We start from the raw sequence: 13553 nt of genomic DNA, 5'->3' as shown, positions 1-13553 counted from the left end.
TGAAACCATGCATACCAAGTTTCATTCGAAAAGCATTGAACTGCCTCCCGCCATCAACCGATTGTCGGAGTTGGCCTGCAACGTATGGTTCAGTTGGAATGACAGCGCCAAGTCGCTGTTCTCTGCGATTGATCCGGAGCTGTGGGAGCATTCTGGACACAATCCTGTCCGCTTGCTGATGGAGGTCCAAAGGCCCGTGCTCGATGCGCTCGCGCATAACGGTGAATTTCTGAACAAGTACGGGACGGTGATGGAACAATACGACCATTATTTCCGTACCCCCACATGGTTCGAGCAGCGCTGCCCCGAATATGCGCAAAAGACCATCGCTTATTTTTCGGCCGAATTCGGCTTCTGCGAATCCCTGCCGATTTATTCGGGCGGTCTTGGTATACTGGCGGGCGATCACTGCAAATCGGCCAGCGATCTCGGCGTTCCTCTTGTGGGCATCGGACTCTTATATAAAAAGGGCTATTTCCGTCAAAAATTCGATGCCCAGGGCAGACAGCTTGCCGAGAGCGCCGCCTGCCATGTCAGCCGGCTGCCTATCGTTCCGGCCTTGGCGCCGGTTCAGTCCAATCCCCCTGCCGAACGGACGCCGGAGGAACTCTATGTGTCCTTGCCTATGGCGGACCGCACCGTGCGGCTGAAAGTATGGCAGGTTCAGGTGGGCCGGGTGCCTGTCTTTTTGCTTGATGCGGATTTGGAGGACAACAGCTCCTGGGACCGGGAGCTGACCTCGCAATTATACGGCGGCAACCAGGATGTCCGCATCGCGCAGGAGATTCTGCTTGGCGTAGGCGGCGTGAAGGCGCTGAGAGCTCTGGGCATAGCTGCGGGTACGTATCACATTAACGAAGGCCATGCCGCCTTTTTGTCTTTTGAGCGGTTGAAAGAGCAGCTGGATAACGGGCTGCCGTTCCACGTTGCGCTCGAGGTTGTTCGCGCAAGCACCATTTTTACGACCCATACCCCGGTTCCAGCCGGGCATGACGCTTTCCCCTTACCGATGTTCGAATATTACTTCAGCCGTTTGTTTGCGGAATACCCGCACGCCAAGGCGGCTTTGACAGAGCTCGGATGGGATGTTCACAAGCAATTGTTCAACATGACCTATCTGGCCATGAACACGGCGGCTCTCCGCAATGGCGTCAGCAAGCTGCACGGCCATGTCTCGCGCGATATGTTCCGCGCGTTTCACGGGAACATTGATGTGCATGAAGTGCCGATCGGGCATATTACGAACGGCGTTCACCTCCAGACTTGGCTCGCTCCCGAGCTTAAGGAGCTGTACAGCCGGTTTCTCCCGGAAACATGGATTTCCCGACACACGGACAAGGAGGTGTGGAAATCGATCGATTCCATTCCGGAGGAGTCCTTATGGTCGGTCCACCTGACACTGAAAAAACGTTTGTTTGCACACGTACACGCCAACCTCCGCGAGCAGCTGCGCCGAAACGGAATGCCGTCCGAGAAAATAGAGGCGGTTCAAACCTTCTTGTCTCCGGAGGCTCTTACGATCGGGTTCGCAAGACGCTTTGCCACTTACAAACGGGCCACACTGATCTTTTCGGATCTGGACCGGCTGAATCGGCTTGTCAATCATCCGGACCGGCCCGTACAGTTCCTGTTTGCGGGAAAAGCGCATCCGGCCGATCACTCCGGCCAAGAGATGATTCGTGAAATTTACAGGGTATCCCGGATGGAATCGTTCCGCGGCAAAATCATTCTTCTCGAAAATTATGATATGAGCTTGGCGCAAAGCCTGATCCAGGGCGTAGACGTCTGGCTCAATAATCCGCGCCGGCCGTACGAAGCGAGCGGCACCAGCGGCCAGAAGGCGGCAATGAACGGGGTCATCAACTTCAGTGTGCCGGATGGCTGGTGGGAGGAAGGGTATGACGGCACGAACGGATGGAGCATCGAAAACCATGATCACGCCGACCCGTGGACTCAAGACCGGGAGAACACGGAATCGATCTATCGGCTGCTGGAGCAGGAGATCGTGCCGCTCTATTATCAGCATGGTCCCCTGCCCGCTCAATGGGTCGCCCGGATGAAGCGCTCCATTCGTACTCTGGCCCCTGTGTACAACACGGACCGCATGGTGATGGATTACGTGAATGAAACCTATATTCCCTCACTGCAGAGAACGCAGCTTTTTGCGGACAATGATTATGCCGAAGCGACCAAGGTGGCCGATTACAAGAAGTTCATTCATCAATCTTGGCACCATGTCCGTGTCCTCGAGGTGAATGATACGCCTCCGCGGACCTTGAACTCTCCCTCGGGGACAACCTCGACGGCTCCGCTCAAAGAAGTTACGGCCACGGTCCGATTCGGCCCCATCTGGTACCAGGATACCGCTATCGAGCTCATCCACTACGAAGAAAGACCCGACGGCTGGCACCAGGTCGTCGTACCTATGGAGCCTGCGCGGCAGCTTGGCGACGGCGCCGTGGTCTACCGCGCCATGATTCCTTCACATTTGAAGCACGGTCCGCATTTCAGCATCCGCGTGCTTCCGGTCAGCGCCAATTTCGCCCGCCGTTTCGAGGTGCCGTTCGTGACTAAGTTTTAAGGTCCAAAGGGCCTTGCTGCAGATGTCCGGTTGAACGCCTGCGCAGGGCCCTTGCTCATTTGAACCATCCCTTCACTTTAAACCACCAAAACATTCCGAGTCCGATCGAGAACATGATGAATAATACGGCGAAATATCCGAAGCTCCACTCCAGCTCAGGCATATAGCGAAAGTTCATCCCGTAAATGCCGGCAATAAACGTTAGCGGCATGAAAATGGTGGTGATGACGGTCAGCGTTTTCATAATGGTGTTCATCCGATAAGAGTTGATGGAAATAAAGCTGTCCCTGATGTCCGAAGTCAAATCGCGGTTCGCCTCCACCATATCCGACAGCTTCAGCAGATGGTCGTGAATATCTTGAAAATAAGCGGCATGCTGCTTCACGCCTTCGATTTTTTCCGAATAAATAATCCGGTACAGCAAATCGCGCATCGGAAAAATCGTCTTCCTCAGCTTTAACAGGTCCGATCGGATTTCAAACACCCTGTCCATTACTTTTTCAGACCAAACGCCCCGAGAGCTGTCTTCCAGTTCATTCAGGCTGTCCTCCAGGTGATATACGCTTGGAAAATATTGGTCTACAATTTTGTCTATCAGCAGATGGGAAGCGTACACCGGCCCATTCTCCAAATATTTAGGGTCCGACAGCAACTTGCCGCGGAAATCCTCCAGCTCGGATTGAGGCTTGGAATGGTACGTAACGATATAGTTTCTGCCCAGAAACAGGTCTACCTCGTCTGAATCCAACGTCACGGGATTAATCGTATGCAGAACAAAAAAATGATGATCCTCATAGTGATCAAGCTTGGGTCTTTGCAGAAACTGCATACAATCCTCTATCGCAAGCGGATGAAAGTGGAAAAATGTATCCAATAACGCAGCTTCTTCGCTTGTAGGACAATCAAAATCAACCCAATACCAGCGGATTTCAGGGCTGTGCAATCTTTCCAGCTCCAAATCCTGCTCGATCGCAGATTGGTGAGTGACGGCAAACGTATGAATCATCGGATCAACTCCTCTCAAGGCATCCTTTCCATATCATAACATAATCGCAGAGGACTCATACCGTAGCCGCCTGCGGTCTTGGCATTGTTTTCTTTTCCATTATTGATTATGATGTAGTTACACAGATACAAAAGGGGTGTCGAAAACCATTTCCGGTAGGTGTCGCATATGCATTGGAACCAAGCATTGGCATGCGGGACGGTCGTTATCCCTGCAAGCTGCCGCCTCATCATTGTCGGCGAAACCAAGGAGGGCCTGCCCTTTTGCTATGAGGACAGCTTCACACTCTCGAAAGCGGACGGCGAGCAAATGACCGTCACTCTGGAAACGATGGCGATCCACCCTTTGGAGAAGCTGCATCATGTGTATTTCATCGAATTTTCATTTTTTAAGCGGGGGATTCTGTATTATGCCCTCGTTGACCTGCTCCATTTGGAAACGAAACGATGCCTTTGTACATTGACGCTTACAACTCCGCCGCAGCTTCTTAAAGCAGAGCAGCGCCAATATAAGCGAATCGTGCCTCAGGTGCGCACACCGTTAACCTGTCGGATTATAGGCGTGCGGGGGCAGAGAACGCATCAGGGAAATGCATTTTTTACCGGGCAAATCCTGGATCTGTCCGCGGGCGGCGTGTCATTCATGACCTCGACCCGTCTATTTTCTCCATTGGAATTGGAGTTATCTTTTGTGCTGCCCGGACTTGCCCAGAAACTCATGCTCCATGCCGAAGTTATTCGTATCGCTCCTTTCGGCAGCGACGCATACCGGGTTGCGGTCAGGTTTAACCAAATGCCGGAAAGTACGGCGATATGGATTGAAGAGTATTGCAGCGCTTCGGACGGCTGAGCATAACGAAGCGTACAGATATAGGAGGACAACCGTTTGAAATACAATGTGGTTCATCGCGGCGATGAAATATCCATCCAATTGATGCATTCGTTCCACGAACTGATTCAACAGTTCGGTCTCGTTCACGAAGAGACGGCCCCCGACATTGTTCTGTCCATCGGAGGAGACGGAACGCTGCTGCAAGCCTTTCACCGCTATAAGGATCAGCTGGATCACATTTCCTTTGTCGGCATTCATACCGGGCGGCTCGGTTTCTTCGCCGATTGGAAGCCGGATGAAGTGGAACTGCTCGCGCAGCTGATGGGCGAAAGCAGCAGGCAGAATGATCTGAGGGTAGTCAAATATCCGCTTGTGGAGATCCAAATCACGACGCCGCACGGGATTGAAACCGAACTGGCACTGAATGAATTCACGCTGAAGGGCGTCGATGCCACGCTCGTCGCACAGCTTCACATCAACGACGAGTTGCTCGAGACGTTCCGCGGCGACGGCATCTGTATTTCGACGCCCTCCGGAAGCACAGCTTACAACAAGAGCCTGGGCGGAGCCATCGTCCATCCGTCTCTGGATGCCATTCAAATTGCGGAGATCGCATCGATCAACAACCGCGTATACCGTACGTTAGGCTCGCCGATTCTGCTGCCGAAGCATCACCACTGCGATATCTATCCGAGGGCGAATCAGAACATTCTGCTGTCTCTTGACCACGTGTACATGCAGCGCAACGACATCATTTCGATTCGCAGCATGGTAGCGGCAGGCAGGAAGGTGAAGTTCGCCAGGTTTCGTCCGTTCCCGTTTTGGAGCCGCGTTCGCGAAGCCTTTATCGGCTACGATATGATATAAGCGGAGTCCGCTGAACCTAAGAAAGCCCTGCACTCTCTAAAGAGTGCAGGGCTTTCTTGCTGTGCCACCCTATTCATCGGCAGCAGCGCGAGCCTAGTCGGATTTATTCTTTTGCCGCTTCCATTTCTTCCTCGCTTAATGCCATAGATGCATATACCTGCTTATCCAATTTTTTAGCGGCCTCTATGTTATAGGTTTTCTTATACACCGGCTCTTGAGCTATTTCCGCTCCATAGAACATAATGTCGTGCAGTTCATCGGTTGACAATTCAATAAGGGTCAACGGAAACGGAACGCCCGGCATTTTTTTGGTCAAGATCCTGGCTTTGTTTTGGAAGGATACGATCGATTTGTTGTAAAAAAAGGAGAAATTTACATTGGCGTTCGACTCGATATTGCTGACGATGTCCGATTTGGTGGAAACGGCTACGCGAAGGACTTTCGGTTTATAGCCATAAATCCAGGAGACGGCATTTTTTTGAATCGCTCCCGATTCTTTATGGATCGTAGATAGAAACCCCAAACGCTCATCGGCAAAAATTTGAGTGAAATCAAATTCTGTCGTTGTCATCATGCCATCCCCTATCCATTTTTAAAAATCATGTGACGGTAATATGTGAATCAGTCAGGCTTGGCTTGCTCTCGGAAATGGCAGTCCTCGTCTTGGCGTTTTTCATGCTGTCCTTTAAGCATAGTTTTCCCAATAAAGGGTTAAACATGAGGCCAGTCCGCCATGGCCGAATTTCAGTCTTCCGTTTTCAACCGGATGATGAACACAGTCCAAAAAATGGATAATCCGTTTTCTTCGATCCGCTATATCTGTAGCTCCCTTTTGATAAAACCAGGAATCCACCGTATTATAGACTCCGCGATTCAAACCATATGTTTTTTGACAAAATTGAACAAAGTTTAAATCAGGCAGATGAATGACCTTCTCGGCATCTAACGTAAATCCCATGATTGAACCTTCCCCCCAAACTCCTCCGGTCCCCGGACAATCAGGCTGTTAAACGTAACTGAATTTTTTTTGATACCCCAGAGAATGGGATAACGATAAACATTGTTCCTTGATGATGGGGATCGTTTCGGAATTTTCCGAAACATCCAGTGTATCGATTAATCCGACGACCGTAATCGCAGCTATGATTTCACCGTTTTGGCCAAATACAGGGCAGCTGATCGCGGAAATTCCCGGAATTAACGTGCCTTGCGTGACGGCATATCCTTTTCTTTTGACTTCTTCCATCTCATTATAGAAAGCCGCCTGCTCCAGTTCGCCGTTCGGCAGTTCCCGTTTAACTAATTCCAGCGTTCGTGACTGAGGCAGATAGGCGGCAAATAACTTTCCAGGCGCACTGCGCGTAACACTGACTTGAGAACCGGCGCGAATGCCGAGATTAACCGCCCGGTTGCTCTCCTCCCACCGGAGAAAGAAAGGTCCGTTCTCCCCCCAGATAGCAAGGGCGACCGTCTCATTTAATCTTTCTCTAAGGGCCGTCAAATACGGTCCTGAAATTTCCTTTACATCCAATTTTTCAGATGTTTTTAATCCTAATAAAATCAATTCGGTGCCAAGGGAATAGCGTAAATCATCCTGCTTTGCCAGGAAACCGCATCGGCAAAAGCTGGTAAGATACCGGTGCAGCTTGCTTTTGGACATTCCGCATAAATTGGCTATTTCCGTAATCGTGAGCGGTTTGTCCTGGTCCGCAATTTTTTTCAAGATATCCAATCCCAATTCAAGGGATTGGATACCGTGTCCTTTAAGGTCGTTCGTCGTCATTTCTTTTAAACCTTCCCTCCGCGTTTCATTTATTTGAATCATATCACTCCTATGGAAATGATATCAACAATAGAGGGAAGCTGATCCGTTTTAAGCATTCACGACATTTTGATTAAAATGAGGCAGCACATGCTTGGCAAAGCGTTCCATAGATTTCATGGTATCTTCATGCGACAGGCCGCCGAAGTCAAAGTACAGGATGACTTCCTCCAGACCCGCCGCTTCGCATTTCTTCAGACACTCGGTTACATATTCCGGATCCCCTACAATAATGCTCTTGTCGCTCAAATCGTCGGTCTTCATCTTTTTCAGCTTCTCTACGATATCCACAAAATAACGGATATGAGGAGGCGCCGTCGTCGGATCGGACGGGAAGGCCGGTACCAGACCGGTGAAGTATTTTAGCATACGCTGTTTCGTCTTCTCCGTCTCTTCCTTCGTTTCGGTCACATTAATGAAATACGAACAGCGGGCGCCTTTGCCTTTAAAACCGTGCTTTTCGGAGAGCTCCTTAAAGGATGAAACCGCTCCTTCCAGACTTCCGAACACCATATTGGCGGCAAATGGGGCAAAGATCACATTCTCTCCCATCTCGGCCGCTTTCTCCAAAGAAGGACGGCTGAATGCCGCTACATAGATCGGAGGATGCGGATCCTGCACCGGTCTTGGCGTCAGCTCCACTTCAGGGAACGAATAGAACTTCCCTTGATAAGAAAACGCTTTCTCTGTCCACGCTTTTTTAATGATATCCAGCCCTTCAAAGAAGATTTCCCGGCTTTGGTTGAAATCGGCGCCGAATACATCGTATTCACGCTTGTCGTATCCTCTTCCTGCAGAGAAAATCGCTCTGCCGTTGCTCAAGAGATCCAGCAATGCATATTCCTCAGCCATACGAATCGGATGGCTCGCCGGCAAAAGCACCGTTGCAGGAGCCAAGGTAATTTTTTTGGTTCTTGCCGCGATGTTGGCCAAGAACAAGGATGGTGAAGGCAGAACTCCCAGCACACTAAAGTGATGCTCCGGAACCCAAACGGAATCGAATCCGAGCTCCTCCGCGTATACGCATTGCTCGGCCAAATCCCTGATCATCTGGTTCGCATCTTTCCTTGTGCTGCCGTACTCAATCGGGTTGTCAGTCAAAGTAAAATAACCAAGTTTCATGATTAGTACCTCCCGTTGTTCACGATTAGTGAATATTATTTATTTATTGTTTACACTTTTTATATTACCAACAGATTTTTCATTTGTAAATACTATTTATCTTAAATTTGTTTAAAATCGTATTAAAATGGTCAAAAATAGCCGAAATCATCAATAAACCATTGATTTTCGGCTATTATCCTTTTTTATTTAGCTATAGCGTCAATACTCTTCGATTGCGGACTGACTTGTTCTTCCGCTGCTGCCGTGCTGCGCATGTCGGCATATTTTTCCTGAACAAACCAGATGGCCAAAGCGGCAATCAGTCCGGGCACAGCAAAGGCTATGAAATTTTGCATTAACGGCAGATCCAGCGACAGCAAAATCCCTCCCATCATCGGGCCGACAATGGCGCCTAACCGGCCTATCCCTAATGCCCAACCGATACCGGTGGATCTCATATGAACCGGATAATATTGAGAAACATAAGCATTGGCAATAATTTGTGTCCCGATCGTAGCTGCACCGGCGATAGCCACCAGAACAAACAATACGACCATGTTGGCTTTAAAGCCGAGCAATGTTAATGAAACCGCTGCCAGCAAATAAAACGCGATCAATACTTTCTTTGAACCCCAACGATCGGCCGCCCATCCTCCGAATATCGCGCCAAAGATGGCTCCGAAATTTAAGACAAACAAGAACATGAGGCTTGACCCCAACGGGTAATCCGCTTTATCCATCAGTTTAGGCAGCCATGTATTCAATCCGTAAATCATCAGCAAGCACATGAAAAACGAAATCCAGAACATGATTGTGCTTAAACTACGGCGATTCTCGAACAGCGTGATAACCGGCATCCCTGTTTTTTTCGGGATAACCATTTCATATTTGTCGTCCTTTTGCGGAGTAAACTCCGGATTGATTTTAGACAAGATTTCACCAAGCTTTTCCGTCTGATTTTTGGCCAGCAAAAAGCTGGGGGAATCAGGCAGCGTCTTAACCATAAACGGCAGGGCGAATAACGGGAGAGCTCCGACAAAGAAAACGGCTTCCCAACCGAACCGGGAAATTAATAGAATTCCCAGACCTGCAGAAAGCATCCCCCCGACGGAATAACCGCTAAACATAATCGAAACGAGCGTACTCTTCAGCTTTTTGGGTGAATATTCCGTCATTAATGCAACCGTATTGGGCATCACCCCGCCCAGGCCTAAGCCGGCCATAAATCGATAGATCCCGAATTCTGCGGGGGTCTTGGCCCATCCGATGATCCCCGTAAAGATGCTAAAGAGTGCAATACAGAACAAAATGACATTTTTACGGCCGATCCTATCCGCCAGAGGACCAAAAATTAAAGCCCCTAACAGCATCCCGAACAAAGCATAGCTTCCCAGCGAACCGGCTTGAATAGGGGTCAACCCCCAGGCTTGCATCAAAACAGGAACAACCGAACCATATACGACAAGGTCATATCCGTCAAAAACAATGATGAAACCGCACCAAAACAAAACAAGACCATGAAAGCGGTTAAATTTTGATTCATCAATCATCCGATTAATATCGATTGAACGCAATGTATTCTCCCCCTCTACTCACAAGCTAAAATTCAGTACAGGATGGCTTTCTCCAGACCCGCCGCTTCGCCAGTCCTCGGCAGTCTGTCACAGTAAAATAACCGAATTCATGATTTGCACCTCCTGTTGTTCACTATTGGTAAATCAAGTTCAATATTATTTATTCGATCACTGTTAATATACCTAAAATCATTTTTTTTGTAAATGCTTTCTTCGGAAAGTTTCACATTTTTTAATTTGTCTTTACAACAAGGAAGCACTTTTGATATATTCACATTGTACGATATTAATAAATCATATTTACTAATTGTGAACAAAAAGGAGAGATGGATGGTGCGTTTAGTCCATTATCGCATTCATGGAGAAAGTCGAATCGGATGTATTGAAGACGGCAAAGTGATTGATTTAAATACCGCTTATGAACTCATGCTGCAAGCCAATGGCTCTATTCGGGCAAAACAAATTGCCGAAGCATTTATACCGGCCAATATGGTGGAATTTCTTCAGGGCGGAGATGAAAGCCTTTCCTTGGCGAAGAAAGCGGTTCAATTCATTCTCCAATCCCCGGGGCCGTTCGAACGAAACGTCATATATGAATACTCCGACGTTAAAATTGAAGCTCCCGTTTTAAATCCGGGAAAAATCGTTTGTGTCGGCCATAACTACCGGGAGCATATTTTAGAAATGGGCCGAGAGCTTCCTCCATACCCTGTTGTCTTTGCCAAATTCAGCAACACCATCATTGGTCCCCAGGACGATATTCCTTTCTTTCCGATCTCGGAACAGCTGGATTATGAGGCGGAATTCGCCTTTGTTATCGGTAAACGCGCCAGAAACGTCTCCCGGGACAACGCTTTAAATTATGTCGCCGGTTATACCGTGGCTAACGATGTTACCTACCGGGATATTCAAAGAAGAACACTTCAATGGCTGCAGGGAAAAACAGTGGAAGGAAGCCTGCCGCTGGGTCCCTGGTTGATCACAGCCGATGAATTGGGCGATCCTTCAGGGCTTGAGGTGGTCTTGACCGTCAATGGCGAAGAGCGCCAGCGTTCGAATACCGCCAACCTGGTATTTACCGTCCCCTATTTGGTGGAGTTTTTGTCGAATCTGATGACGCTTGAGCCCGGCGATCTCATCCTTACCGGTACTCCGGGCGGTGTCGGAGTGGCGCGTGATCCCCAAGTCTTCCTCAAAGACGGTGATGTGGTGCGCGTTGAAATCGACCGCATCGGCGTCCTCGAAAACCGGGTAAAAAAAGTACAGGAGGGATAAACTCATGAGCGAATTGCAGGACCGGATCCAGTCTATTCACCGATCCATCGATCAAATCGTGGAGATTACCCAAGACCTCGACGAAGAAATTCTCTGCTTTAAACCTGCGGATGACGCATGGTCGGTTATGGAGATTCTCTGTCATGTGGAAGAAGCCACCCCTTATTGGCTGAATGAGCTGACGCAGGTCATTGCATCTCCCGGCATCGAATGGGGACGAGGCTTGCAGCATGAAGGAAGGTTAAACGCGGTCGCTCAAGCCGGACAGCGAACAAAGGACGAAGTATTGAAGGGCATTATCGCTTTGAAATCAAAAGTACGGGATGTGCTCGGTCCGCTGACGGCCGAAGATTTAACTGTCGAATCCCCGAGCCGAAACCCGAGATTCGGAACCAAGCCGATGGCGTTCATTGTAGATCACCTGCTGGTCGAACACGTGGAAACGCATTTAAAACAAATCAAAAGAAATCTGCGGCAGTACGAAGACGCAAAAGGAAAGTGAGGGGCAAAGTATGGCAGAAAAAAACGAATTTTTTCAAAGTGAAACCGTCCAAAACTTTAACAAAGAGATTGAAAAATATTACCTTGGGCCGCTGTGGAATGCGATACCCGATTTAATGCATAAACAGCCTGCGCCTCATGCGCAAGCCTATCTTTGGAAATGGGAAACGCTTTATAAGAAATTGATGGAAGCCAAAGATATTTTCACGCCGGACCGCGGCGGTGAACGCCGGGCGATTTATTTGCAAAATCCCGGACTGACCAACCGCCAGCCTTGGGGATGGGCTTCAACGACACAGACGCTTTATGCCGCTGTCCAACTTATTCTTCCCGGGGAAACGGCCCCTTCCCATCGGCATACGCAAAGTGCGCTTCGGTTCATTATTGAGGGCCAAGGCGCTTATTCCATCGTGCAGGGCGAACGGATTTTCATGGAGGAAGGAGACTTCCTGACCACGCCCCAAACGTTATGGCACGGGCACTCCCATCCTGGCGATAAGCCGATGATCTGGATGGATTGTCTGGATATCCCAACAATCTATGCCCTTGGAGGCACCTTCTTCGAATCTTATCCGGAGAAAATCGAACAGCCTTCCGTACCGGATAACTATAGCGCGATGCGGTACGCAGGCGGAATGGTCCGCCCGATTTCCGACCGCAGCTCCAAAATCGCACCTTTGGGCTCGTTCAAATGGGCGCAAACGCTTGCCGCTCTGCATGGACTGAGCCGGTTCGAGCCTGACCCGTTTGACGGGTATGCCGTCGAATATATCAATCCATCCAATGGATTAACGGCAAACCCGACGATTGCCGCCTGGATGCAAAAGCTGCCCAACGGTTTCCGCTCTAAGGCTCATCGCCATACCCATTCAACCATCTATCAGGTATTTAAAGGAGCCGGCTATACCGTGATCAACGGGGAACAGTTCCATTGGTCCAAAGGTGATTTCTTCGTCGTACCGAATTGGGCTTGGCACGAGCACGTCGTTACCTCTTCCGAAGACGCCTACCTTTTCTCCTGCAGCGATCTTCCGATTATGGAAAAATTCAATCTCGAAAGAGAAGAGGCATACGAAGAGAACCAAGGTCATCAGCAAATTGTCAAAGAATTTGTTCCATTGCTTCCTTGATACGTAAACCCGCAGGGTGTTCCGAGAGTCAAGCGACTCAGGCACCCTGGTTTATTGTTAACCCGTAAAAATTCAATCCCCCGCGTTTATTTCAACACATACCAAAAAAGCCGACCAGCTTTATCGCTAATCGGCTCCCGCTTGTAGGAAGCACCCATTCATTTAACTCGATCCTGATCATATCGTTCGGTAAATTCGTAATCACTTCATCGTGATCGAAGAAAGGTATGGCGGTCACCTTCACATTCTGCAGCTGATTGGAGTAAAGAATGTCCACACCGTAGGTTGGCTCCGATAAAATAACGCTGAATTGTTTCTTCCCGGCCAGCTGCGGCATACGGAAGCCGAGCTTGATTTTGTTGTATACGTCAGGGTTTTGGGTGATCTCTTCGGAAGCAGCGAAGCCAAGAACGAAGCCGTTGGCCTCATCATGCCTGGCATAAAGACACTGCAGTCGATCACCGTCAATTTCGAGATGAAACTGCAAATCCTTCTCGGCAAAAGCTTTTAACTGCTCCTCGCTGTACCCCTTCACCGTCTCAAGCAGTTCCTGATCCAACCATAGATTTTCTCGAAAAATGATGCTTTCATTCCGGAAAAAGGTTTCAAGCTTTTGCTCGTTATAGCTAAATCCGACGATCAGCTCCCGGTTTATCAAATTGCACCCTGCCGTACATAAGCCCCATCGATCGCTGTGGGAATGTTCATGGCGTAATAGTACGGACGAACGATCATTCGATGGGTTAATCGGTTCAAGGAGACCAGTTGTTCATGATTTTCTTCAATCGGTATCCTCTGCCACCCGTCAACCCCCGGGCCAGCAGGTATTGGAGAAAGGTCCTTCATGAAGGCATCCTCCTTA

At 49.1% G+C, this 13553-nt stretch carries 14 protein-coding genes; 6 read left to right on the top strand and 8 right to left on the bottom strand.

Annotated features, from left to right (window positions below; all coding sequences use genetic code 11):
* Positions 1–7: 7 nt before the first annotated feature.
* A complete protein-coding gene (gene glgP / locus IJ22_RS00555; RefSeq protein ID WP_062406419.1) occupies positions 8–2581 on the top strand; it encodes an alpha-glucan family phosphorylase in 2574 nt (857 codons plus the stop codon).
* Positions 2582–2636: 55 nt separating this feature from the next.
* Here glgP and corA read toward each other — a convergent pair whose 3' ends face one another.
* On the bottom strand, positions 2637–3587 hold the full coding sequence (gene corA, locus IJ22_RS00550) for a magnesium/cobalt transporter CorA (protein ID WP_062406417.1): 951 nt from the start codon (positions 3585–3587) through the stop codon (positions 2637–2639).
* A 168-nt stretch (positions 3588–3755) separates the two neighbouring features.
* Between corA and IJ22_RS00545 the strand changes: the two genes are divergently transcribed.
* Complete coding sequence (locus IJ22_RS00545) at positions 3756–4436, top strand: PilZ domain-containing protein (protein ID WP_062406415.1); 681 nt, start codon at positions 3756–3758, stop codon at positions 4434–4436.
* Between the two features lie 36 nt (positions 4437–4472).
* Complete coding sequence (locus IJ22_RS00540) at positions 4473–5285, top strand: NAD kinase (protein WP_054817608.1); 813 nt, start codon at positions 4473–4475, stop codon at positions 5283–5285.
* A 103-nt stretch (positions 5286–5388) separates the two neighbouring features.
* Here the strand turns inward: IJ22_RS00540 and IJ22_RS00535 are convergent, their stop codons facing one another.
* The 5 genes from IJ22_RS00535 to IJ22_RS00515 all read right to left on the bottom strand — a co-directional run bounded on the left by IJ22_RS00535 (position 5389) and on the right by IJ22_RS00515 (position 9785).
* On the bottom strand, positions 5389–5859 hold the full coding sequence (locus IJ22_RS00535) for a PNPOx family protein (RefSeq protein WP_082660599.1): 471 nt from the start codon (positions 5857–5859) through the stop codon (positions 5389–5391).
* 111 nt (positions 5860–5970) lie between these two features.
* Positions 5971–6243: a hypothetical protein gene (locus tag IJ22_RS00530; protein ID WP_062406411.1), complete on the bottom strand. Its 273-nt coding sequence runs from the start codon at positions 6241–6243 to the stop codon at positions 5971–5973.
* A 48-nt stretch (positions 6244–6291) separates the two neighbouring features.
* Positions 6292–7110, bottom strand: coding sequence for an IclR family transcriptional regulator (locus IJ22_RS00525; RefSeq protein ID WP_062406410.1), 819 nt, complete (start codon positions 7108–7110; stop codon positions 6292–6294).
* Between the two features lie 48 nt (positions 7111–7158).
* The gene (locus IJ22_RS00520; RefSeq protein WP_062406407.1) at positions 7159–8229 is read right to left on the bottom strand and encodes an LLM class flavin-dependent oxidoreductase; all 1071 of its coding nucleotides are present in this window, start codon (positions 8227–8229) and stop codon (positions 7159–7161) included.
* A 185-nt stretch (positions 8230–8414) separates the two neighbouring features.
* Positions 8415–9785 carry an MFS transporter gene (locus IJ22_RS00515; protein ID WP_062406405.1) on the bottom strand — a complete coding sequence of 457 codons (1371 nt, stop codon included), beginning with the start codon at positions 9783–9785 and terminating at the stop codon, positions 8415–8417.
* Between the two features lie 333 nt (positions 9786–10118).
* On the opposite strand from IJ22_RS00515, the gene IJ22_RS00510 reads away from it, so the two are divergent.
* Genes IJ22_RS00510 through IJ22_RS00500 form a run of 3 tightly spaced genes read left to right on the top strand, consistent with a single transcriptional unit; the run spans position 10119 to position 12691 of the window.
* Positions 10119–11060, top strand: a complete 942-nt coding sequence (locus IJ22_RS00510) for a fumarylacetoacetate hydrolase family protein (RefSeq protein ID WP_062410806.1) — start codon at positions 10119–10121, stop codon at positions 11058–11060.
* A gap of 4 nt (positions 11061–11064) precedes the next feature.
* Positions 11065–11562 carry a DinB family protein gene (locus tag IJ22_RS00505; protein WP_062406403.1) on the top strand — a complete coding sequence of 166 codons (498 nt, stop codon included), beginning with the start codon at positions 11065–11067 and terminating at the stop codon, positions 11560–11562.
* Between the two features lie 10 nt (positions 11563–11572).
* Positions 11573–12691, top strand: a complete 1119-nt coding sequence (locus tag IJ22_RS00500) for a cupin domain-containing protein (protein WP_062406402.1) — start codon at positions 11573–11575, stop codon at positions 12689–12691.
* Between the two features lie 91 nt (positions 12692–12782).
* On the opposite strand, the gene IJ22_RS00495 is transcribed toward IJ22_RS00500, so the two are convergent.
* Positions 12783–13349, bottom strand: a complete 567-nt coding sequence (locus IJ22_RS00495; protein ID WP_062406400.1) for a hypothetical protein — start codon at positions 13347–13349, stop codon at positions 12783–12785.
* Positions 13346–13537 (bottom strand): hypothetical protein, encoded by a 192-nt coding sequence (locus tag IJ22_RS00490; protein ID WP_054817600.1) that lies wholly within the window; start codon positions 13535–13537, stop codon positions 13346–13348. Before IJ22_RS00490 ends, IJ22_RS00495 begins: the two co-directional genes overlap by 4 nt.
* Between the last annotated feature and the right edge of the window lie 16 nt (positions 13538–13553).

It is taken from the genome of Paenibacillus naphthalenovorans (assembly GCF_001465255.1).
Taxonomy (GTDB): Bacteria; Bacillota; Bacilli; order Paenibacillales; family NBRC-103111; genus Paenibacillus_G; species Paenibacillus_G naphthalenovorans.
The sequence above is the reverse complement of the archived record's forward strand: the minus strand, read 5'-3'. Positions and strand labels throughout refer to the sequence as shown.